The sequence below is a fragment of the Clostridium sp. genome (genome assembly GCF_021443865.1).
In the GTDB taxonomy this organism is placed as follows: Bacteria; Bacillota; Clostridia; order Clostridiales; family Clostridiaceae; genus Clostridium.
This window is the reverse complement of record NZ_JABUTB010000059.1, coordinates 1-22,048: the sequence shown is the minus strand read 5'-3', so window position 1 is coordinate 22,048 and position 22,048 is coordinate 1. Positions and strand designations below refer to the sequence as shown.

The window sequence follows — 22,048 nt, the reverse complement described above, 5'->3', positions numbered from 1 at the left end:
TTATAATGAGCTTATTAATAGTATAGAAACTAAGCTTATGGCACTAGATAATAATGTTAATGTATATCCAGGTCATGGACCAAAGTCTACTATTATACACGAAAGGATGAAAAATCCATTCCTAGTGTAAAAGGAGAATCAATGGAAATAATAATAAATTTAAATAACTTAAAATACAGATATGATGTATATCAAATGTTTAATATATATTATCCTTTAGATGAAATAAAGTTTGAAGATAAGGGAGATTATATTGTAAATATAGAAGAAAATAAAGTTTCATTTTCATATAAGGATTTTTATAGGGAAGCTTTTTTAGAAGAAAATATTAAGGAAGATATAAAGAAATTAATATTTTCTTCTCTTAAAGAAATAACAGGAGACTATTATCCATGGGGAATACTTGTGGGTATTAGACCTTCAAAAATTGCTCTTAAGTATTTAGAAGAAGGCAAAAGTGAAAGCGAAATTGTAGAATTATTTAATAATAGACATTTAGCTTCAGAGGAAAAGGCTAAACTTTGTATTGAAGTAGCAAAAAAGGAAAAGGAACTAGTAAATAAAGATGAAAGAAACATTGCTATTTATATAGGAATGGCATTTTGTCCAACTAGATGCTTCTATTGTTCCTTTACAGCAAATCCAATAGGTAGCAATAAGAAGCTAGTTAATCTTTATTTAGAGGCATTAACATATGAGATTAGAGAAATGAGAAAGTATGTTGATGAAAGAGGATTAAAAATAGAAAGTGTGTATTTTGGAGGGGGAACTCCCACTGCAGTTAATAACGAAGAATTTGAACATATTATGAAAGAAGTACATACAGCTTTTGTTGAAAATAGAGAAATACTTGAATTTACTGTTGAGTGTGGAAGACCAGATAGTATTACTTTAGAAAAGTTAGAAACTATGAAAAGATATAATACTACTAGAATTAGTATAAATCCTCAAACTATGAATGATAATACACTAAAGATGATAGGAAGAGGACATTCAGCTAAAGAGGTAATAGAAAAGTTTAACTTAGCAAGAGAAATAGGCTTTGATGATATAAATATGGATATGATAATAGGTCTTCCTGGTGAAGGTATAAAGGAAGCTAAGTATACTGCAGAAGAAATACTAAAACTAAGACCAGACAGCTTAACAGTTCATGGATTGTCATTAAAGAGGGCATCTATACTTTATGAAAACTTTATTCTAAAAAAAGGAATACAAATTAAAAAGCAAGAAGAGCTTTCTTCAATGTATGAAATTAGTAGAGAATTAGCAAAGGATTTAGATATAAAGCCATATTATATGTATAGACAAAAAAATATGGTTGGAAATATGGAGAATTTGGGATACTCTAAAGAAGGCAAAGAATGTCTTTATAATATTCAAATGATAGAAGATAAGCAAACTATAATTGCATTAGGAGCAGATGCTGTTTCTAAAGTAGTCTTTTTAGAAGAAAATAGAATAGAGAGATTTGGAAATGTAAAAGACATCAAGGAATATGCAAATAGAATTAAGGAAATGGTAGAGGGAAAAAGAAAACTTTTAGATACACTTTACCTTAAATAGGAGGAGATAATATGGAAATCCAAGCACCTAAGGGTACTAAGGATATGTTACCTCAAGATGCTTATAAATGGCATTATGTTGAGGGCATATTAAGAGAAGTTTCAAAGGCATTCGGGGTAAGAGAAATTAGAACACCTATATTTGAACATACAGAGTTATTTTTAAGAGGGGTTGGAGAAACTACTGATATAGTTCAAAAGGAAATGTATACTTTTAACGACAAAGGAGATAGAAGTATTACATTAAAGCCAGAAGGTACAGCACCTACTGTTAGAGCTTTTATAGAAAATAGATTATTTAATGAAGCGCAACCTACAAAACTATATTATATTATTCCATGTTTTAGATATGAAAATGTTCAAAAAGGAAGACTTAGACAATTTCATCAATATGGAGTGGAGGTCTTTGGATCAAAAGAGCCATCTATGGATGCAGAAGTTATTTCTTTAGCAATGGAAGCTTTAAAGAATTTAGGATTACAAAGCTTAAGTTTAAATATAAATAATTTAGGTTGTCCAAAATGCAGACCTAAGTATAATGAAGCTTTAAAGAAGTATTTAGAAGACAATTATGATAGTCTTTGCGGAGTATGTAAAACTAGATTTGAAAAGAATCCAATGAGAATTTTAGATTGTAAAGAAAAAACTTGTAAGGAAATAACAAAAAATGCTCCAATTATTTTAGATTATATATGTGAAGAATGTGATTCACATTTTACTGAAGTAAAGAAATATTTAGATGCTTTAAATATTAAATATACTATAGATCCAGGTATAGTTAGAGGCTTAGATTACTACACTAAAACTATTTTTGAAATATTAAATGATGATTTCACTGTTTGTGGTGGTGGTAGATATGATAAACTAATAGAAGAGATTGGTGGACCAGAAATGCCGGCAGTTGGTTTTGGGCTTGGACTAGAAAGGCTTATAATGACATTAGAAAAAGAAGGAATAGAAATTCCAAGAGAAGATGTTATAGAGCTTTATATTGGTGCTAGAGGTGAAGAGGCGAAAACTGAAGCTTTCGTTTTAGCAAATAAATTAAGAGCTAATGGCGTAAAAACAGAAGTAAATCATATGGGTAGAAGTATAAAAGCTGAAATGAAATATGCCAACAAAATAGGTTCACTATTTACAACTATTATAGGTGATGACGAACTTCAAAATAAAACTTTAAAGCTTAAGAGAATGAGTGATGGAGAACAATTTGAAGTTAGTTTAGACAATATAAATGAAATAGCAAAAGTTATAAAATAGTTAGGAGGAAGTAAAAAATGGGTGAAGCTTTAAATGGATTAAAGAGAAGCCTAATGTGTGGAGAAGTTAGAGAAAAGAATGTTTCTCAAAAAATCACATTAATGGGTTGGGTACAAAGAAATAGAAAATTAGGAGGTCTACAATTTATAGACCTAAGAGATAGAACAGGTATTATGCAAATAGTATTTGGTGAAGAAATTAATGCAGAGGCTTTTGAAAAGGCTAAGGATGTAAGACCTGAATATTGCATAGCTGTAAAAGGAGAAGTTGTATTAAGAGAAGCTCCAAATAATAATATGCCAACAGGATTAGTTGAACTTAAGTGTGAAAGCTTAAAGGTTTTATCAGAATCAGAAACTCCTCCAATCTATATAAAAGAAGGATTAGATGCAGCTGAAAATATAAGATTAAAATATAGATATTTAGATCTTAGAAGACCTGATATGCAAAAAATATTTATGGTTAGAAGTAAAGTATCTAAATCAGTACGTGATTATTTAGATGCAAATAACTTCTTAGAAGTAGAGACTCCTATATTAACTAAGAGTACTCCAGAAGGGGCTAGAGATTATCTTGTACCTTCAAGAAATTATCCAGGAATGTTTTACGCACTTCCTCAATCTCCTCAAATATTTAAGCAATTATTAATGGTATCAGGATTCGATAGATATTATCAAGTTGCTAAATGTTTTAGAGATGAAGATTTAAGAGCAAATAGACAACCAGAATTTACTCAAATAGACTTAGAAATGAGTTTTGTTGAAGAAGAAGATGTAATAGGTATGAATGAAGGCTTAATTGCTCACGTATTTAAAGAAGTAGCTGGTGTAGATGTTAAACTTCCTATAAAGAGAATGACATTTAAAGATGCTATGGAAAAATACGGTTCAGATAAGCCAGATTTAAGATTTGGAATGGAAATTACTAATATTACAGAAGACGTAAAGGATATGGATTTTGTAGTATTTAAATCAGCAATAGAAGCTGGTGGATCTGTAAGAGCACTTTGCTTAAAGGGTGGAGCAGAGCTTGGAAGAAAGCCAATAGATAAATTAGGTGAATTTGTTAAGACATATAAGGCTAAAGGTCTTGCGTGGATTCAAATAAAAGAAGATGGAATTAAGTCTTCAATTGCTAAATTCTTAACTGATGATGTTACAAATTCAATAGTTAAAACTATGAATGCAGAAGTTGGGGATGCAATATTTATAGTTGCTGATAAAAACTCAGTAGTATTCCAAAGCTTAGGTGCATTAAGATTAGAATTAGCTAAGCAATTTGACTTAATTAAAGATAAAAATGAATTTAACTTTACTTGGATAACTGAATTCCCTCTATTTGAATATAGTGAAGAAGATGGAAGATATTATGCAGCTCACCATCCATTTACATCACCAATGGATGAAGATTTAGACATGATAGAAACTAATCCAGGAGAAGTTAGATCAAAGGCTTATGACTTAGTACTAAACGGAGAAGAACTAGGCGGAGGATCAATAAGAATTCATGATTCTAAATTGCAACAAAGAATGTTCAAGGCTTTAGGCTTTACTGAAGAATCAGCTCAAGAAAGATTTGGATTCTTAATAGATGCCTTTAAGTTTGGACCACCACCACATGGAGGTTTAGCTTTTGGGTTAGATAGAATGGTTATGTTCTTAGCTGGAACTGAAAATATTAAGGATGTTATAGCCTTCCCTAAGAATCAAAATGCTTATTGTTATTTAAGTGAAGCTCCTAACATAGTAGATGAAAAACAATTAGATGATTTAGGAATTTCAATTATTGCAAATAAATAGCTAAAAATTAATAAGTAAAAGCTAAAAGGAATCAAATAACTATTTTTATAGTCATTGATTCCTTTTAGTATTGATTATTTATTTATTAAGTAATATATTAGTAGGATTTGAAGAATTAGAATTGTTGGTATTCCTAAGGTAAACTTTGTGTGTTTTGTCTTATGACGAAAACTATACATGCCTAAAAGAATTCCAAGGCTTCCACCTATTATAGATATTAGAAATAAAGTGGATTCTTTAATTCTCCACTGATGTTTAATAGCTTTTTGCTTATCTATATAAATAGTAATAAAAGCTATTAGATTAATTAAAATTAAGTAGTATACTAAAATGTTTTCCATAATAATCTCCTATATATTTTATAAATTAATTATATACTGAAATTATTATTGGATAAATACAAAATTATTTTATTGAACCTTGAACAATTCCTTTAATAATATATTTTTGGACAAAGAAGTAGAAAATAATTATTGGAATTATAGCTAATATTAATGCTGCCATTGCCAATTCCCATTGTTTTGAAAAGGCTCCAAAGAAGTTATTCATTGCAAGTGGAATAGTGTTGATTTTACCGTTTATAGTTAGGAAAGGTAATAAGAAGTCATTCCATATCCATATGCCATTTAGAACCATTACAGTTACTGTTATAGGCTTTAAAAGGGGTAAAACTATTCTGGAGTATAGTTGCCATTTATTGCAACCATCAATTATTGCTGCTTCTTCAACTTCTACAGGAATATTATTTATAAAACCATGGTATAAGAATATACTCATACTTGATCCAAAACCAATATACATAAAAATTAACCCATAATGAGTACCAAGCATATTAAAATTTATAGAATCTATTCTCATTGAACCCATCCATTTAACTAATGGAAGCATTACAGATTGAAATGGAATTATCATGGCACTTACAAATAAATAAAATATAACTTTACTTGTTTTTGTTTTAGTCCTAGCTAATGCCCAAGCTGCCATAGATGAAAATATTACTATTAAAAATATGCTTACTGCAGTTATTATTAAAGAATTAGCAAAAGCACTGCCAATATCCATTCTTTCTATAGCAGTAGCATAATTGTTAAAATTCCATTCAGAAGGGAAACCTATGGTATTAGAAAAAATTTCACGTCGTGTTTTAAATGAATTTATTATCATAAGATAAAAGGGAATCATATAAATTATTAACAATAGCCAACCTAATACTTCTAGTATTCCAAGCTTATAATTATAACTATTTAATGTTTTTAATTTACTTCCTCTTAATTTCATTACATTTCAACCTCCCTTTTCTTAGTAAAATAAACTTGGGTTATAGATATAGCTGTTACAAAAATAAAGAATATGATTGCTTTCGCTTGTCCTACTCCCATGCCATTTGAAACAAAGGCCTCACTGTAAATATTTAAAGCTAGCATTTCAGTTGTCTTTAAAGGGGTCAAAGAGAAATTTAAATCAAATAATTTAAAGGAATTTGCAAGTGTTAAGAAAAGGCAAACTGTAATTGAAGGGGCAACCATAGGAAGAGTAATATTCTTAAAGCTTTGAATTCCATTAGCTCCATCAATTTTACTAGCTTCTATTAAATCAGTTGGTACATTTTCTAAAGCAGCAACATAGATAACCATAATATATCCAGCGTATTGCCATGCAGAAACTATAAGCATAGCTATTATTGCTGTTGTTCTTTCTTGTAATAAAGAAGTAGAAAGTAGAGAAGAGCCAAATTTAGTACCTATAGATGTAAAAACTGAGTTAAATAAAAATTGCCATATAAAACCTAAAATAAGTCCACCAATTAGATTTGGCATAAAGAATCCAGTCCTAAGAAAATTCTTTGTTTTTAAATTTCTAGTAACGAAGTAGGCTAAAGCAAAACCTAATAGATTTATAGTAATAACACTAGCAATAGTATAAATTATAGTTATTTTAAAAGAATAGATAAACTGTACATCTTTAAGTAAGTTAGCATAATTAGAAAATCCTACAAAATCATAATTAGGATTAGCTCCATTCCAATTTGTAAATGTATAATATATTCCTATAATAAATGGAATTAATACTACCATAATTAATGCAAATAAAGAGGGAGCAATAAATAGCCAAAACCCTTTATCTATTTTTCTTTTTTTATTCATTTAATCAGCCCCTTTTTAAATATGTAAATATCCACAGGCATTTAGCCTGCGGACACTTAATTGACATAAATTATTTTTTTGTTAATGATTGTATTTCTTCAAGCATTTGAGTTTTATCAATTTCACCTTTAGAATACTTAGAGAATATAGGTCCTATTTTTTGCATAGAGAATCCATCAGGTAAGTTAGTGAATGCCCAAGGGATTGTTTTTCCAGCATTACTGAATTCTGTAATAGATTTTGCTAACTTATCATTAGTTTCAATCTTAAAGTTATTATATGCTGGAATCATCTTCATATCTTCAATTAAAGCTTTTTGTCCAGTTTCACTTGATACCATCCAGTCAAGGAAAGCTTTAGCTTCAGCATTTACTTTTGAATCTTTATTTACTGTCCAATACATTGGAACACCAACTGGAATACTTCCACTTACTTTAGTATCATTATTAATAGCTAGAGGAACAAATCCCATATCAAAACTTGCACCTAATCCATCTAAGTCACCAGCTACCCAGTTTCCTTGGTGAAGAAAAGCAGTTTTTCCTAATGCGAAATTTCCAACTTGTGTACTATAATCAATTGTATCTAAAGCAGCACCTCCGCCATATTTAATTAATAAGTCAACAAGATTCATCCAATCTTTAAAGTTTTGATTATTAACTAAATCAGCAGTACCATCAATATAACTCTTAGTAAATTCATCAGGTTTTTCTTGAGTAGCTAAACCTATATTAAATGTATGGTTTCCTGTTACCCAAGTTTCCTTAGTAGTATATGATATAACATTATCTAAACCTAAATCTGCTTTCATAGAATCAAGTTTTTCTACAGCAGCTTTTAATTTATCAAAGGTATCAATAGATTTAGGATCAATTGATGCTTTATCTAATATTTCTTTATTATAAGCTAAACCATAGCCTTCTATAGCAACTGGCATTCCATAAACTTTTCCATCTTTCTTAACTGTGTCCAAAGTACCTTCAAAGGCATTTGAAACCCATTTTTCTGATGAAAGGTCATCTAGCTTATGTTCCCATACTTCTAAATCACCTGCTCCTTGAATCATGAATATATCAGGTTCTGTCCCTTTTTGGAATTCAGCTTTTAAAGCTGCACCATAGTCAGCACCACCACCAACAGAAGTTACTTCAACTTTCACTCCAGTTTCTTCTTCATATTTCTTTGCAAGTTTTTGAAGAGCATCATTGATTTCAACCTTAAGTTGAAACACTTTTACCACTTTATTTTCATTATTTTTGGTATCGTTTTCAGTTTTTCCAGAATTAGAAGAACAACCAACAAATGTACCAGCCATTAATGAAGCAGCTAAAATAGTAGCTAAAACCTTTTTCATTACAATTCCTCCTATTAAATAAATTAAAAGTAATTTAAAATCACTAATGTAAATATTTTACATCACAGAAATAATAAATTCAATGTCTTTGCAATATATGTATTTTATAAGCACAAAAGTTTTGTGCTATTATACTAATTTAAATTTAAAGAGTATAAAAAAAATATAAGTATTGATAATTTTTGTTCTTATTTTTAAGATTTTGTGATATATTGAACTTATAATTTAGGAATTATATATTTTAACGTTAAAGATGAGGTGGAGTCATGAAAAAGAACGAGTATGGCTTATTTACAGCCATAGGAATGATTGTTGGGATTGTAATTGGATCAGGTATATTTTTTAAGAGTGATAATATACTTGTAGCTACAAATGGTAGTATTAGTTTAGGTGTTATAGTATTTTGTATAGCAGCTCTAGGAATTATTTTTGGAAGTTTAACTATTTCGGAATTAGCATCTAGAGAGTCAAAGGCTGGAGGAATAATATCTTATGCGGAATATTCATATAATGAATCTATTGCCTGTGCTTTTGGATGGTTTCATACATTTTTATATTATCCTACATTAATTGCAGTTGTATCATGGGTATCAGGTATATATATATGCATGCTATTTGGAATTGAAGGTGGACTAGCCCTTCATACTATAATTGGATTAGTTATAATAGTACTTACTTATATATTGAATTTAGTATCAGCTAAGTTAGGGGGATATTTTCAAAATGCTGCAACTATTATCAAAGTTATCCCATTAATATTAATTGCATTTATTGGAGTGTTTTTTGGTAATCCTACTTATATTAATGTAGGAGATGTTGTTCATATGGAATCAGCATCTTGGATAGCAGCCATTGCACCTATAGCTTTCTCCTTTGATGGATGGATTGTTTCAACATCAATAGGTCATGAAATAAAGGATTCTAAAAAGAATTTACCTAAAGCATTGATAATGGCACCATTATTTATACTTTTACTATATGTGCTTTATTTTGTTGGAATAAGTAGTTACCTTGGTCCAGAAAAAGTAATGGCATTAGGAGATAGCCATGTAGACTTAGCTGCTAATATGATATTTGGAGCTTGGGGAGCTAAAATTATTTTAACCTTTGTTGTAATATCTATTTTAGGTACAGTAAATGGATTAATCATGGGACATATAAGAATACCATATGCTCTTGCAATAAGAGATATGTTTCCAAATTCAAAAAAGATAAAGAAAATAAACAATTCTTTAGGAATGCCGGTAAATTCAGCAATAGTTGCTTTTGTAATTTCGTTAATTTGTTTATTAGTACATTATATAACACAAAAGTATCACTTTTTGCCAAATGGAGATATTTCTGAAATATCCATAACTGTTAATTACCTATTATATATATTATTATATTTTAAAGTATTAAGAATGGGTATTAGTGGAGAAATTAAGGGATTATTTAGAGGTAAGATAAATCCTATTTTAGCAACTTTAGGTTCTCTTATAATTTTCTTTGGTAGTTTATCAAATCCATTATTCGTTATTTACTTATTGATTTGTGGACTATTACTTTTAAGTGCTATTTTATTTTGGAAATTAAAAAATAAGTAGAAAAAAAGACAAATGTAAAATTTTTCATATTTATTTATCGAGTTAAGACAGAAATAAAGAGAAAATGGATATATAAAATTATTCCCAAATTATTCCAAATAGTTTATAATATTATTTAAAATGAACCAAAAATGGTAATACGTAATATTAGGTTATTTAATTAGGAGGAATTTATCTTGAAGGGAATAATTTTATATTTTAGTGGAACAGGAAATACTAAGTTTATTGCTAATAAAATTGGAGAAGAGTTTAGTAAAAATGGCTGTGAAATAGATATATATTCTATTGAAGAAAAAATTGAGTTAAAGAATTTATCCTACGATTATTTAATTTTAGGATTTCCTAAGTATTTTGAATATATTCCTAAAATATTTTTTGATTATCTAGAGGATAACTTATATGATTCCCCTAAAGAAATTAAAACAATGATTTTTTCAACTGGTAAGGATAAATCAAAGACTTATTTTAATGAATTAGAAAAGAAACTTTTAAATAAGAATTATAAAGTTATTGTAACTAAAAATTTTCAAATGCCAGATAGTTACACTTTAGCTAAGGGCTATAAGAAAAATACTCGTAAGGATATTAAAGAAATATTTGATAATTCTTTAGAAGAAGTAAAAAATGCTGTGGTAAATTTTTTAACTGACAATTATATGAAGGAAGAAGTAAATGAAATTTCAGCTACTTTTTATAGGACTATGAATAAGATAAAGACAAAGGATTTTTACAAGAATTCTATTAACTTTTCTGTAAATATAAATTGTGATAAATGTAATTTATGTGTTAATATTTGCCCAGTAAAGAATATAGACAATATTGGTGGAGATATTAAGTTTAGAGATAATTGTATAATGTGTTGTAGATGCGTTAACGCATGTCCTAAGAATGCAATAATGTATAAAGATAAAGAGCATAGTCAATACAAAGAAAATATAGACTTAGTAGTTAGTTAAAAATAAATAAAGTAAATTATAATTGAAAAAGAAGGCTTATGCCTTCTTTTTATATTTATATAATAGTTTTTATGTTATTATTAAAAATATAAAACCAAGATAAGGGGAAGAGAAGATATGAAAAGTATTTTTAATAATATAATTAAAATTATTTATGGAATATTCATAGCTATATTTACAATAGGAGTATCAACAATTGCTGTTTTAAATGCTAAGTTTATTTATTATAACTCAATAGATAAATACGGACTAGATAAACTTGGTAATCTATCAAAGGAAATGCTAATTAAGGATTATGATATCTTAATTAGATATTTACAAAATCCATTTATAGATAAATTGAATTTTAATAATTTTTCCATGAGTGTAAATGGAGAAATACATTTTTATGAGGTAAAGAATATATTTTTATCTATTTATCTTATTACTATTTGTATAGGTTTATTTTTTACTATATCACTTATAATAAAAAGAATTAAAGGAAAGAAAATAAATCTTTATAAGAAATTAAATTATGGAGCAAATACATTAATAGTAATAATAATCTCTTTATTATCTGCTATGTTTATAGACTTTTCTAAGGCATTTGTTATATTCCATAAAATTTTCTTTAATAATGATTATTGGATTTTTGATGAAAGAACGGATCCTATAATTAAGGTTTTACCTGAAGAAGTGTTTATGCTATATGCCTTAATAATTGTGATATTAGTTATTATAGCAGTAGTAGTATATAAATTTTATTATTACTATAAGAAGAAAAAAAGCTAAATAGAAACTGGTGAATATGGCCTAACTGCGAAACTTGCACTTATTCTTTGTATAGCTTTAGATAAGAAATTTGAAGAAATATTTTATTTTGATGAATAAGAATAATAAAACTAGAGCTTATGTAGTAGCTCTAGTTTTATTATTAAAGTGAAAATGTTAAAGTGCTAATTTAAAGATTTCAAAAGCTTCCTTAGCTCTTATTTCAACAAAGTTTCCTGCATGGTCACAATGAGCAATAAGCTTTTTAGACATTTCTTCAATATGCTCATCATTAATGTTAGCATGACTTAATCTTGTAGGTAGTTCAATTTTAGTAAAGAAGTTTTCAAGAGCTTCAATACCTTTTAGTGCAGTTTCTTCTAAATTGCTAAAGTTTGTATCTATATTGAAAACTCTATTAGCAAATTGAACAAATCTGTTTAAGTCATGTTTATAAACATACTTCATCCAAGCTGGGAAAAGTATTGAAAGCCCAGCTCCATGAGCTATATCATAAATACCGCTTAATTCATGCTCTATATCATGAGTAGCCCAGTCACCAACTCTTCCCATACTTAGTGAGTCGTTATGTGCCACCATTCCAGATAACATTATTTCAGCTCTAGCATTATAGTCATTAGGATTTATATTTAATCTTAAAGCATTTTCCATAATAGTTTTTAATGTAGCTTCACATAATCTATCAGTTAAATCTACGTTCTTTTCATTTGTAAAGTATCTTTCAAGGATATGTGCTATCATATCAGCTATACCACAAGAGGTTTGGTATTTAGGTAAAGTAAATGTAAGCTCTGGGTTTAAAATAGAAAATACAGGTCTTAAAGTTGGGTGACCACAGCTTCTTTTATACCAACCATCTTCATTAGTAATAACACAGCCAGAGCTTGTTTCACTTCCAGCAGCAGGAATTGTTAATATAGTTGCAAGCTTTAAGCAAGTATGATTAATTGGAGTTCCTATAAATAAATCCCATACATCGCCATTATAGTTTACTCCAGCAGCAATAGCTTTAGCAGAATCTATAACACTACCTCCACCAACTGCAAGTATAAAATCAATATTATGTTCCTTGCAAAGCTTAATTCCTTCTCTAACTAAAGATACTCTTGGATTTGGCTTTACCCCTGATAGTTCAACAATTTCAATGTTTTCTTCTTTTAATGAATCTATAACTTTATTGTATAATCCACTTGATTTTATGCTTCCTCCACCATAATGAAGTAAGACTTTATTAGTATATTTTTTGATTTCATGTCCTACCTTTTCTTCAGAATTTTTACCAAAGATAATTTCTGTGCCATTTTTGTAATTAAAATTTCTCATAGCTCCTCCTTATATAAATGTCTTNCTTTTTTAATAAATTTATCTGAATTATATAAATGTATTTATTTTATTAATACTCTAAATATTGAAAATCTTCAAATTTAGAATAATGATTGTTATTTCATAAGCTTCTTTAAAAGATTTATTTTGTTATTGTATGGTGCATATCTAAAAGGAAATTCTATAAAAGTACCTCTTTCTATAACAGATTTTTTATGAGAAAAAGTATCAAAGCTAGCTTTTCCATGATATTCTCCAATTCCACTTAAACCAACACCACCAAAAGGAAGACTAGGTGAAGCAACGTGGATAATGGTATCATTAACTGTAGCACCGCCAGAAGAAACAGTAGATAATACTTTACTTATTGAATTTTTATTTTCTGAAAAATAATATAAGGCTAAAGGTTTTTCTTTTGAACGAATATAATTAATTGCCTCATCTATAGTTGTGTATTCAATAATAGGTAAAATAGGACCGAAAATCTCATCTTCCATGATATTAGAATCATTTTTTATATTAGTTAAAATTGTTGGCTCCAAATATAAGTCTTCGTCATTATAGGCACCACCAAAATATATGTCACCATCATTTAAATAGTCTTTAACTCTATCTAGAGAAGCCTTATTTATTAATCTAGGGAAATCTGGACTAGATTTAATATTACCTCCAAACTGATTAATTATTTCAGATTTTAATGACATTAAAAAATAATCTTTAATGCTTTTTTCGATTAAAATATAATCAGGTGCAATACAGGTTTGACCAGCATTTAAAAACTTTCCCCAAACAATACGTTTTGCAGCTAAATCTAAATTAGCTGTTTCATCAATGATACAAGGGCTTTTTCCTCCTAGCTCTAAAGTTATAGGAATAAGATTTTTAGAAGCCTTTTCAGCTATTATTTTTCCAACCTTAATGCTTCCTGTGAAAAATATATAATCAAATTTTAAATCTAATAGATAGGATACAGTTTCCTTCCCACCTAGTGGATTAACAACATTTATATATTTCTCATTAAAGTTTTCGTTAATTAACTTTTCTACAAGTAGTGCAGTATTAACACTATTTTCTGATGGTTTAATTATTGCACAATTACCTGCTGAAATAGCTCCTATTAATGGTGAAATAATTAATTGAAAAGGATAATTAAATGGACCGATTATTAATGCAACTCCATAGGGTTCTTTATATATATAGCTTTTAGCTGGAAAATGGATAATAGGAGTTTTCTTTCTTTCTTTTTTAGCCCAACTTTTTAACTTTTTTATATGAAGATTTAATTCATCGTATAAAATACCTATTTCTGTTGCAAAAGCTTCAAAATCTGATTTTTTTAAGTCTTTATATAAAGCTTCAATAATAAGCTCTTCATTTTCTTTAATTATCATTTTAAGTTTTTTTAATGTATTAATTCTAAAATTAATATCTAGGGTTTCATTAGTATTAAAATACTCTTTTTGCTTATTAAATATGTTTAAAATTTCTTCCATAACACCCTCCATAGTCAATTAAAGTTTAAATTGAAATAATATATATATTATACCACTTTTAGTCAATAAAATATTAATTTAAATCCTTTAATTAATTGAAAGAAAATTAAATAAATGATAAAATTAAGATACCCTATAGAGGTATTTTGATATGGAGGAATAGAAATGGACGAAGAGAATGAAAAGCTGAGAAAAGATATAGTCAATAGACTTAGAAGAATTGAAGGCCAAGTTAAAGGCATACAAGGTATGATGGAGAAAAATGTTTGTTGTTCAGATGTTTTAGTTCAAATTTCTGCTATTAGATCTGCCATAAATAGAGTAGGTGGTTTAACAATTGAATATTATGCTAATAATTGTTTAAATATAGAAGAAGGTTCAATGGAACAAGAAAGCTTAAAAGAACTTATAAAGACAATTAATACTTTTGTAAAGTAAAAACTATCTATTTTATTTATATTAAATAAGAATAATTTCGTGGTGTTATTTGAATATATGATAAAATATTCTGAAAAGTATTTACAATTTTATAATAAGGTGATATATTTATTTTAATAAAATAAATAAAAGCAATGAAGAGGATAAGTAAAATTAATGTATCTTCAAAGAGAGTTCTACCTTGGCTGAAAGTAGAATAAGAAAGTCGATTTGAATAACACCTCCGAGCTATACTCCGAAAGATAACAACTAGTAGGCAGTAATCAGGTTCACCTGTTATAGTGATAAGGTATATAAGTTTACTTATGTACTTGATAAGGTTATTAATGTGAATTAATAATGAATTAAGGTGGCACCATGAAATATTACTTTCATCCTTTTATAGGATGGAAGTTTTTTTTATATTAAAAATTATTAGGGGGATTTATCATGGAAATTCAAGGAATAATAATACCAGAAGGCTATAAAAGTCAAACAACATTAATCGAAACAGAAGTAAATATTAAAAGGATTAAGGACTTTTTTGAAAGAGAATTAGCAAAAGAACTTAATTTAACTAGAGTATCAGCACCATTATTTGTAGATTCCAAAAGTGGATTAAATGATAATTTAAATGGAATAGAAAGACCAGTAAAATTTGATTTATTATCTACTGGTGAATATGTTGAAATAGTTCATTCCTTGGCTAAATGGAAAAGATTAAGCCTATATAGATATGGATTTAAAGTAGGGGAAGGCTTATATACAGATATGAATGCAATTAGAAGAGACGAAGAACTTGATAATTTACATTCAGTTTATGTGGATCAATGGGATTGGGAAAAAATAATTAATAAAGAAGATAGAAATGAAAATAAATTAAAAGAAGTAGTAAGAAGTATTTATAAAGTATTTAAAAGAACTGAGGAATTTGTACATAAAGAATTAATAGAAGGAGAAGATACATTACCAGAAGACATATTTTTTATAACAACTCAAGAGTTAGAGGATAGATACCCAAATTATTCAGCAAAAGAAAGAGAAGATGCTATATGCAAAGAACATAAAGCAGTATTTATAATGAAAATTGGAGATTTACTTAAATCAGGAGAAAGACATGATGGAAGAAGCCCGGATTATGATGATTGGAAGTTAAATGGTGATATTCTATTTTGGTATCCTTTATTAGAAAGAGCTGTAGAATTATCCTCAATGGGAATAAGGGTTGATAAGGAAGCCTTAGATTATCAGCTAAAAGTATCAGGAAATGATGATAGAAGAAAACTAGATTTTCATAAGATGCTTTTAAATGATGAACTTCCATTTACTATTGGTGGAGGAATTGGACAATCTAGAATTTGTATGTTCTTTTTAAATAAAGCACATATCGGAGAAGTACAAGCTACTATTTGGGATGAAAAAAATATTAAGTTATGTAGAAATAGTGATATAAAACTATTATAAGCAATTTAATTTGATAAAATTAATATTAATGGAGTTTTTTAGACCTTGAAAAATATTGACAATATTTAATGATTATTTATAATAAGTGTATAAACATTATTAAATAAGAATAATTAACGTTTAGTAAATTAAGTTTAACATAATATAAGGAGGCGGGTTTATGAAAGCATTTGTTGATGAAAATACTTGTATTTCATGTGGTTTATGTGAAGGGATTTGTCCAGAGGTCTTCACTTTAGAAAGTGGAGTTTCAACTCCAAAAGTGGACGAGGTTCCAGAAGAATACACTGATGCTACAAGAGAAGCTTGTGATAGCTGTCCAGTAACTGCAATATCAATAGAAGAATAATAGATATTAATAAAGCCATGCAATTTTCATTGTATGGCTTTTATTTATTATTAAAACTTTTTATGTTTAGATATTTTTTCTAATTCTCTAAATTCTCTATTTTTCTTTGCTCTCATAAGCAATCTTGTTAAAGTAGAGATGAAAATTATTCCAATAGACAAGGAACCTGCATTAGAAATAGTATTTATACCTAGTTCTATGGACTCCATTATATTACCATTAATAGCTTCATACATAGTATAATACATGCCTCCGCCTGGAACTAATGGGATTAAAGCACAAATTATTAGAGAAGTTACAGGAGTTTTTAAAACTCTAGCCATAATTTCAGAATAAATACTAAATACTATTGATGAAATAAAAAAGGAAGAATTAGTATTAAAGCCTAAGCTTTCACAATATATGCTAATAAACCAACTTAATCCGCCACCAAGTCCAGCATAAAATAATTTATTTCCTTTTATATTAAATAAGATTCCAAATCCAAGGGATGCAAAAAAAGCAAAGATAGATTGTATTAACATAGTTGAAATATCCATTATAAACCTCCGAAGGCAGAAATCCAAAAGCTAAGTACTGCACCAGTACCTACAGCAATTGATACTGCAACTAAAAAAGCTTCTACAGCTCTAGTAGAACCTGCAAGCAAATCTCCAGATATAGTATCTCTTATTGCATTAGTTATAGCAAGACCTGGAACTAAAAGCATTATAGATCCAATAATAGTTTTATCCATATCATTTATTAAACCTAATTTCAAGAAAATAATAGCCATAATAGCAGTTATACCTGCACAAATACTATTTATAAAAAATTGATTTATCTCAAGATCAGAGAATTTCATTGATAAAGATTTTATTACAAGTCCAATAAAAAATGCTGCAATAGCTTCAGGTAATTGTCCTCCAAAAAGAAAAACAAAGCAGAATGCTCCTAAAGCAGATATTAAAAGTGTTATCTTATTACTGTATCTCTCCCCATTATTAATAATTTTAAGCTGTTCCTTTAATTCTGTAACAGTTAATCCTCTACTAATAATATTTCTAGATAAGTCATTTACTCTATCTACTTTATCCAAGTCTATAGTTCTAGTAGAAACTCTTCTTATTAAAGAATATGTTTTATCGTTATGACAAATGGAAACCATGATACCTGTTGTAGTTACAAAGCTTTCAGCTTCTTCAATACCATAGATTTTGCATATTCTCCATATTATTTCTTCAGCTCTATAGGTTTCGCCACCAGATTCTAACATTATTTTTCCTGCAAAAGTTGCCACGTGAAGTATTTCATTTAAATCCATAATATTATGCCCCTTACAAACTTAAAATTTCTGAGGGTATTATAACACACAGCTAATGTATAGTATACATTATTAAAAATAATTAATTATATGATATTAGAAATTTACATTTAAATAATAAATTATTACATATTTTCATTGATTATTATGGAAATTATATTTATAATTTATTAAAAGTATAAATTTTAATAATATTTTGGGGTGATAAAATGAATTTTGAAAATCTTTCTAGAGAAGATAAAGTTATTGAAGAATTAATTAACAAAGAATTAAAAAGACAGCAAGATGGTATTGAATTAATCGCTTCTGAGAATTTTACATCTAAAGCAGTAATGGAAGCTATGGGCTCATATCTTACAAATAAATATGCAGAGGGTTATCCAAATAAAAGATACTATGGTGGATGTCATGTTGTAGATGAAGTTGAAGATATAGCAAGAGAAAGAGCTAAGGAATTATTTGGAGCAGAACATGCAAATGTTCAACCACACTCAGGATCACAAGCAAATATGGCGGTATATCTGTCTATTTTACAATATGGTGATACAGTATTAGGTATGGATTTAAACCATGGAGGTCATTTAACTCATGGCTCACCAGTTAATTTTTCAGGAAAATTATATAATTTTGTTTCTTATGGAGTGAACAAAGAAACAGAAAAAATTGATTATGAAGAAGTTAGAGCTTTAGCTATAAAACATAAACCAAAATTAATAGTTGCAGGAGCAAGTGCGTATTCAAGAACTATAGACTTTAAAACTTTTAGAGATATATGTGATGAAGTAGGAGCTTACTTTATGGTAGATATGGCACATATAGCAGGATTAGTAGCTGTAGGAGCACATCCATCACCAGTGCCATATGCTGATTTTGTAACATCTACTACTCATAAAACATTAAGAGGACCTAGAGGTGGATTAATTCTTTGCAAGGAGAAGTATGCAAAGCAATTAGATAAAACTATTTTCCCAGGAATACAAGGAGGACCTTTAATACATACTATTGCTGCAAAGGCAGTATGTTTTAAAGAAGCCTTAGACCCATCTTATAAAGAATATATTAATAATGTTGTAACTAACTGTAATGTTTTATCTGAAGAATTAATTAAACATGGATTTAAGATAGTTTCAGGTGGAACTGATAACCACTTAATTCTTGTAGATTTAAACAATAAAAATGTTACAGGGAAAGATGCAGAAAGTCTTTTAGATTCAATAGGAATAACTGTAAATAAAAATACAGTACCAAACGAAACTAAAAGCCCATTTGTAACTTCTGGTATAAGAGTGGGTACAGCTGCAGTAACAACTAGAGGATTTACTACTGAAGATATGAAGGAAATTGCTTCAATAATAAGTGACACTCTTTCTGTAGAAAGCCCTGATATAGACAACTTAAAAACAAGAGTAAAAGCTTTATGTGAAAAACATCCTTTATATATTTAAATATAATAATTATTATGCTTTAATAAATATAATTGTTATAATATAAATAAAGTATAAACATAAAGGAGAAAGCAATGAAGTTAATATCATGGAACGTTAATGGAATAAGAGCTTGTGTTACTAAAGGATTCTTAGATTTCTTTAATGAAGTTGATGCAGATATATTTTGTATTCAAGAAAGCAAGCTACAAGCAGGTCAAATAGATTTAGAATTACCTGGTTATTATCAATACTGGAATTATGCTGAGAAAAAAGGATATTCAGGTACTGCAATATTTACTAAAAAAGAGCCTTTAAATGCTTTCTATGGTCTTGGAATAGAAGAACATGACAAAGAAGGTAGAGTAATTACATTAGAATTTGAAAAATTTTATATGGTAACAGTATATACACCTAATTCTAAAAATGAACTAGCTAGATTAGACTATAGAATGGTTTGGGAAGAGGCTTTTAAAGATTATTTAGTAGAATTAGATAAAAAGAAACCAGTAATAATATGTGGAGATTTAAATGTTGCACATAAAGAAATTGATTTAAAAAATCCAAAGACTAATTTAAGAAATGCAGGCTTTACAATTGAAGAAAGAGATAAGTTTACAGGACTTTTAGCTTCTGGATTTACAGATACCTTTAGATTCTTTTATCCAGATTTAACAGGAGTTTATTCTTGGTGGTCTTATAGATTTAAAGCAAGAGAAAAGAACGCAGGTTGGAGAATTGATTATTTCTTAACATCAAATTCACTGCAAGACAAATTAGAAGGTGCTAAAATACATACAGAAGTATTTGGCTCAGATCACTGCCCAGTTGAATTAGAAATTAATATTTAATTTAAAAAAGTTACTTTATCAAAATAAGGATAAAGTAACTTTTTCCAATGTTGGTAAATATAGTATAATAAGAGTGAATGGGGTGATGTAGTGTCAATTAAAGAAGTGAAAAAATATTTACCAAAGGAGCTTATTGAAATATTAGAAAAAATATATTCAACTAAACAGCTAGATACAATCTATAGAAGTTTTTATAGGGGAAGATGGACAAGTTTTAGAGTGAATAACTTAAGGGGAAATCAAAGCGAAGTTATGGAAGCACTTATGATTAATAAAATTAAGGCAGTAAATCATCCAATAATTAAAAATGCCTTTATAGTTAAAGATAAAAAAGAAAGCGCTTTAAGAAAATTAGAAGTATATAAAAGTGGAAAGATATATTTGCAAAATATATCTTCAATGCTACCACCATTATTTTTAGATTTAAAAGAGGATAATGTAATTTTAGATATGTGTGCAGCACCAGGTGGTAAAAGCTTATATATGGCTGATTTAACTAATAATAAAGCTATTATTCTTGCAAATGATGTTAACGAAATTAGAAGAGAAAGATTAAATTATAATATAGAAAAACAAGGAGCTTCTTCTGTTATAGCCTTTGGTTCAGATGGATGCACTATAGGTAAACGTTTAAATATGTATTTTGATAGAATATTATTAGATGCTCCATGTTCAGGAGAAGGTATAATAAAGATTAATTCAAGTAAATATTTAAGTAGTTGGAGTAAAAGAAAGGTGGAACTAGCATCAAGGCTACAAAAAAAGCTAGTAGATAGTGCATACAATGCCTTAAAGTCTGGTGGTGTTATGGTTTATTCAACCTGTACATTAAATCCCTTTGAAAATGAAGAGGTAATAAATTATGCCTTAGGGAAATATAAGGATTTGACCTTAGAAAAAATAGATATAAATCTACAAAATGTCATAAGGGGAATAACAAGATATGATGGGAAAATATATAGTGAGGAATTAAAGAAATCATTAAGAGTTATACCAAATGATTATATGGAAGGTTTTTTTATAGCTAAATTGTTAAAAGCCTAAGAATAATTACTTTAACCAGAGGAAACTATAATATAAGAATTAATTATAGCTTTGGAGGTTAAAATGAAGAAATTTATAGTAAGTATTATGTTGTTAATATTATTAATTAATGTTAATAATACTGTAATAAGAGCTGATAACAATGATAATAATAATAATTTTACAATTTGCATTGATCCAGGTCATCAAAAGAAAATGGATAGTAAGCCAGAACCAGTGGCTCCTAATTCAAGTAATAAGAAACCTAGAGTATCTCAAGGTACAAAGGGAATAGGAAGTAAAAAAGCTGAATATATAGTGAATTTAGAAGCATCACTTCTATTAAAAGATATTTTAATAGAAAAAGGATACAATGTAATAATGACTAGAGAAAATAATGAAGTTAATATTAGTAATGCTGAAAGAGCAGAGATTGCTAATAAAGCAAAAGCTAATATGACTATTAGAATTCATTGTGATAGCTTAAAGGATGCAAGTAAAACAGGAGCTAGTATTTTAATTCCATCAAAGAATTCAAAGAATACAAAGTCTATATATGAAGAAAGTAATAAATTTGCAAATATATTAAAAGAAAATTTGAAGACTCAAGGTATAAAGGTTAATGGAATTTTTGAAAGAAATGATATAACAGGCTTTAATTGGTCTACAGTGCCAGTTGTTATTTTAGAAATGGGATTTATGAGTAATCACTCTGAAGATAAGATGTTATGTGATCCTTCCTATCAAAAAAAATTAATGAATATAGTTGCAGAATCTATAGATAAATACAAGTGCAATTGCACAGAGAATAGATAATAGGCAATAGTAAATAGATAAAAAATAATAGTCAGTAGATAATAGAGAATATATAAGGGAGCTATCGCAACAGCTCCTAAATTACAAATGCAGAATGTAAAATGTAGAATTATTGATGTAATTCCAAAGGAATTACTAAAAAGATATATA

Annotated in this window: 20 protein-coding genes, 2 pseudogenes and 1 other annotated feature; of the genes and pseudogenes, 14 read left to right on the top strand and 8 right to left on the bottom strand. The window is 28.1% G+C overall.

Annotated elements, in window-relative coordinates; genetic code table 11:
• The first annotated feature begins 141 nt into the window (after window positions 1-141).
• From HUJ77_RS10975 to aspS, 3 genes are read left to right on the top strand one after another with little or no spacing between them, the layout of a single operon-like run.
• The gene (locus tag HUJ77_RS10975; RefSeq protein ID WP_291708627.1) at window positions 142-1,566 is read left to right on the top strand and encodes a coproporphyrinogen III oxidase; all 1,425 of its coding nucleotides are present in this window, start codon (window positions 142-144) and stop codon (window positions 1,564-1,566) included.
• 11 nt (window positions 1,567-1,577) lie between these two features.
• Window positions 1,578-2,825, top strand: a complete 1,248-nt coding sequence (gene hisS / locus HUJ77_RS10970; RefSeq protein ID WP_291708626.1) for a histidine--tRNA ligase — start codon at window positions 1,578-1,580, stop codon at window positions 2,823-2,825.
• A gap of 17 nt (window positions 2,826-2,842) precedes the next feature.
• Window positions 2,843-4,624 (top strand): aspartate--tRNA ligase, encoded by a 1,782-nt coding sequence (aspS, locus tag HUJ77_RS10965; RefSeq protein WP_291708625.1) that lies wholly within the window; start codon window positions 2,843-2,845, stop codon window positions 4,622-4,624.
• A 74-nt stretch (window positions 4,625-4,698) separates the two neighbouring features.
• On the opposite strand, the gene HUJ77_RS10960 is transcribed toward aspS, so the two are convergent.
• The 4 genes from HUJ77_RS10960 to HUJ77_RS10945 form a co-directional block, all read right to left on the bottom strand.
• Window positions 4,699-4,965 carry a DUF1294 domain-containing protein gene (locus HUJ77_RS10960; RefSeq protein ID WP_291708624.1) on the bottom strand — a complete coding sequence of 89 codons (267 nt, stop codon included), beginning with the start codon at window positions 4,963-4,965 and terminating at the stop codon, window positions 4,699-4,701.
• Window positions 4,966-5,029: 64 nt separating this feature from the next.
• Window positions 5,030-5,902, bottom strand: a complete 873-nt coding sequence (locus HUJ77_RS10955; RefSeq protein WP_291708623.1) for a carbohydrate ABC transporter permease — start codon at window positions 5,900-5,902, stop codon at window positions 5,030-5,032.
• On the bottom strand, window positions 5,902-6,768 hold the full coding sequence (locus HUJ77_RS10950; RefSeq protein WP_291708622.1) for a sugar ABC transporter permease: 867 nt from the start codon (window positions 6,766-6,768) through the stop codon (window positions 5,902-5,904). Before HUJ77_RS10950 ends, HUJ77_RS10955 begins: the two co-directional genes overlap by 1 nt.
• A gap of 70 nt (window positions 6,769-6,838) precedes the next feature.
• On the bottom strand, window positions 6,839-8,128 hold the full coding sequence (locus tag HUJ77_RS10945) for an ABC transporter substrate-binding protein (RefSeq protein ID WP_291708629.1): 1,290 nt from the start codon (window positions 8,126-8,128) through the stop codon (window positions 6,839-6,841).
• Between the two features lie 260 nt (window positions 8,129-8,388).
• On the opposite strand from HUJ77_RS10945, the gene HUJ77_RS10940 reads away from it, so the two are divergent.
• From HUJ77_RS10940 to HUJ77_RS10925, 4 genes and pseudogenes are all read left to right on the top strand, one after another.
• The gene (locus HUJ77_RS10940) at window positions 8,389-9,708 is read left to right on the top strand and encodes an APC family permease (protein ID WP_291708621.1); all 1,320 of its coding nucleotides are present in this window, start codon (window positions 8,389-8,391) and stop codon (window positions 9,706-9,708) included.
• 176 nt (window positions 9,709-9,884) lie between these two features.
• Window positions 9,885-10,664, top strand: coding sequence for an EFR1 family ferrodoxin (locus HUJ77_RS10935; protein ID WP_291708620.1), 780 nt, complete (start codon window positions 9,885-9,887; stop codon window positions 10,662-10,664).
• A gap of 117 nt (window positions 10,665-10,781) precedes the next feature.
• A pseudogene (locus tag HUJ77_RS10930) lies at window positions 10,782-11,417 on the top strand (TIGR01906 family membrane protein); the annotation flags it as partial.
• 12 nt (window positions 11,418-11,429) lie between these two features.
• Window positions 11,430-11,534, top strand: a pseudogene (locus HUJ77_RS10925) (transcriptional regulator); the annotation flags it as partial.
• A gap of 57 nt (window positions 11,535-11,591) precedes the next feature.
• Here HUJ77_RS10925 and HUJ77_RS10920 read toward each other — a convergent pair.
• Window positions 11,592-12,758: an iron-containing alcohol dehydrogenase gene (locus HUJ77_RS10920; RefSeq protein ID WP_291708619.1), complete on the bottom strand. Its 1,167-nt coding sequence runs from the start codon at window positions 12,756-12,758 to the stop codon at window positions 11,592-11,594.
• A gap of 116 nt (window positions 12,759-12,874) precedes the next feature.
• Window positions 12,875-14,251 carry an aldehyde dehydrogenase gene (locus HUJ77_RS10915; RefSeq protein ID WP_291708618.1) on the bottom strand — a complete coding sequence of 459 codons (1,377 nt, stop codon included), beginning with the start codon at window positions 14,249-14,251 and terminating at the stop codon, window positions 12,875-12,877.
• Between the two features lie 165 nt (window positions 14,252-14,416).
• Here HUJ77_RS10915 and HUJ77_RS10910 point away from each other — a divergent pair, with 165 nt between their 5' ends.
• The 3 genes from HUJ77_RS10910 (at window position 14,417) to HUJ77_RS10900 (ending at window position 16,481) form a co-directional block, all read left to right on the top strand.
• On the top strand, window positions 14,417-14,689 hold the full coding sequence (locus HUJ77_RS10910) for a metal-sensitive transcriptional regulator (protein WP_291708617.1): 273 nt from the start codon (window positions 14,417-14,419) through the stop codon (window positions 14,687-14,689).
• 125 nt (window positions 14,690-14,814) lie between these two features.
• Window positions 14,815-15,071 (top strand) — a binding site (T-box leader).
• A gap of 47 nt (window positions 15,072-15,118) precedes the next feature.
• Window positions 15,119-16,132 (top strand): aspartate--ammonia ligase, encoded by a 1,014-nt coding sequence (gene asnA / locus HUJ77_RS10905; protein WP_291708616.1) that lies wholly within the window; start codon window positions 15,119-15,121, stop codon window positions 16,130-16,132.
• A gap of 160 nt (window positions 16,133-16,292) precedes the next feature.
• Complete coding sequence (locus HUJ77_RS10900) at window positions 16,293-16,481, top strand: ferredoxin (RefSeq protein WP_291708615.1); 189 nt, start codon at window positions 16,293-16,295, stop codon at window positions 16,479-16,481.
• A 50-nt stretch (window positions 16,482-16,531) separates the two neighbouring features.
• Here HUJ77_RS10900 and HUJ77_RS10895 read toward each other — a convergent pair whose 3' ends face one another.
• Together HUJ77_RS10895 and HUJ77_RS10890 are read right to left on the bottom strand one after the other, a co-directional pair.
• Window positions 16,532-17,005: a threonine/serine exporter family protein gene (locus HUJ77_RS10895; RefSeq protein WP_291708628.1), complete on the bottom strand. Its 474-nt coding sequence runs from the start codon at window positions 17,003-17,005 to the stop codon at window positions 16,532-16,534.
• A gap of 14 nt (window positions 17,006-17,019) precedes the next feature.
• A complete protein-coding gene (locus HUJ77_RS10890) occupies window positions 17,020-17,784 on the bottom strand; it encodes a threonine/serine exporter family protein (RefSeq protein WP_291708614.1) in 765 nt (254 codons plus the stop codon).
• Between the two features lie 209 nt (window positions 17,785-17,993).
• On the opposite strand from HUJ77_RS10890, the gene glyA reads away from it, so the two are divergent.
• The 4 genes from glyA to HUJ77_RS10870 all read left to right on the top strand — a co-directional run bounded on the left by glyA (window position 17,994) and on the right by HUJ77_RS10870 (window position 21,898).
• Window positions 17,994-19,229: a serine hydroxymethyltransferase gene (gene glyA / locus HUJ77_RS10885; protein WP_291708613.1), complete on the top strand. Its 1,236-nt coding sequence runs from the start codon at window positions 17,994-17,996 to the stop codon at window positions 19,227-19,229.
• Between the two features lie 74 nt (window positions 19,230-19,303).
• Entirely contained in the window at window positions 19,304-20,059 is a 756-nt protein-coding gene (locus HUJ77_RS10880) for an exodeoxyribonuclease III (protein ID WP_291708612.1), read from the top strand.
• A gap of 90 nt (window positions 20,060-20,149) precedes the next feature.
• A complete protein-coding gene (locus HUJ77_RS10875; protein WP_291708611.1) occupies window positions 20,150-21,103 on the top strand; it encodes an RsmB/NOP family class I SAM-dependent RNA methyltransferase in 954 nt (317 codons plus the stop codon).
• Between the two features lie 63 nt (window positions 21,104-21,166).
• The gene (locus HUJ77_RS10870) at window positions 21,167-21,898 is read left to right on the top strand and encodes an N-acetylmuramoyl-L-alanine amidase (RefSeq protein ID WP_291708610.1); all 732 of its coding nucleotides are present in this window, start codon (window positions 21,167-21,169) and stop codon (window positions 21,896-21,898) included.
• Window positions 21,899-22,048: the final 150 nt, after the last annotated feature.

Bases quoted from the DNA above. Each gene is read 5' to 3' on its own strand.
- HUJ77_RS10975 (WP_291708627.1), top strand. From the start codon at position 142: ATGGAAATAATAATAAATTTAAATAACTTAAAATACAGATATGATGTA.
- hisS (WP_291708626.1), top strand. From the start codon at position 1,578: ATGGAAATCCAAGCACCTAAGGGTACTAAGGATATGTTACCTCAAGAT.
- aspS (WP_291708625.1), top strand. From the start codon at position 2,843: ATGGGTGAAGCTTTAAATGGATTAAAGAGAAGCCTAATGTGTGGAGAA.
- HUJ77_RS10960 (WP_291708624.1), bottom strand. From the start codon at position 4,965: ATGGAAAACATTTTAGTATACTACTTAATTTTAATTAATCTAATAGCT.
- HUJ77_RS10955 (WP_291708623.1), bottom strand. From the start codon at position 5,902: ATGAAATTAAGAGGAAGTAAATTAAAAACATTAAATAGTTATAATTAT.
- HUJ77_RS10950 (WP_291708622.1), bottom strand. From the start codon at position 6,768: ATGAATAAAAAAAGAAAAATAGATAAAGGGTTTTGGCTATTTATTGCT.
- HUJ77_RS10940 (WP_291708621.1), top strand. From the start codon at position 8,389: ATGAAAAAGAACGAGTATGGCTTATTTACAGCCATAGGAATGATTGTT.
- HUJ77_RS10920 (WP_291708619.1), bottom strand. From the start codon at position 12,758: ATGAGAAATTTTAATTACAAAAATGGCACAGAAATTATCTTTGGTAAA.
- HUJ77_RS10915 (WP_291708618.1), bottom strand. From the start codon at position 14,251: ATGGAAGAAATTTTAAACATATTTAATAAGCAAAAAGAGTATTTTAAT.
- HUJ77_RS10910 (WP_291708617.1), top strand. From the start codon at position 14,417: ATGGACGAAGAGAATGAAAAGCTGAGAAAAGATATAGTCAATAGACTT.
- asnA (WP_291708616.1), top strand. From the start codon at position 15,119: ATGGAAATTCAAGGAATAATAATACCAGAAGGCTATAAAAGTCAAACA.
- HUJ77_RS10900 (WP_291708615.1), top strand. From the start codon at position 16,293: ATGAAAGCATTTGTTGATGAAAATACTTGTATTTCATGTGGTTTATGT.
- HUJ77_RS10895 (WP_291708628.1), bottom strand. From the start codon at position 17,005: ATGTTAATACAATCTATCTTTGCTTTTTTTGCATCCCTTGGATTTGGA.
- HUJ77_RS10890 (WP_291708614.1), bottom strand. From the start codon at position 17,784: ATGGATTTAAATGAAATACTTCACGTGGCAACTTTTGCAGGAAAAATA.
- glyA (WP_291708613.1), top strand. From the start codon at position 17,994: ATGAATTTTGAAAATCTTTCTAGAGAAGATAAAGTTATTGAAGAATTA.
- HUJ77_RS10880 (WP_291708612.1), top strand. From the start codon at position 19,304: ATGAAGTTAATATCATGGAACGTTAATGGAATAAGAGCTTGTGTTACT.
- HUJ77_RS10870 (WP_291708610.1), top strand. From the start codon at position 21,167: ATGAAGAAATTTATAGTAAGTATTATGTTGTTAATATTATTAATTAAT.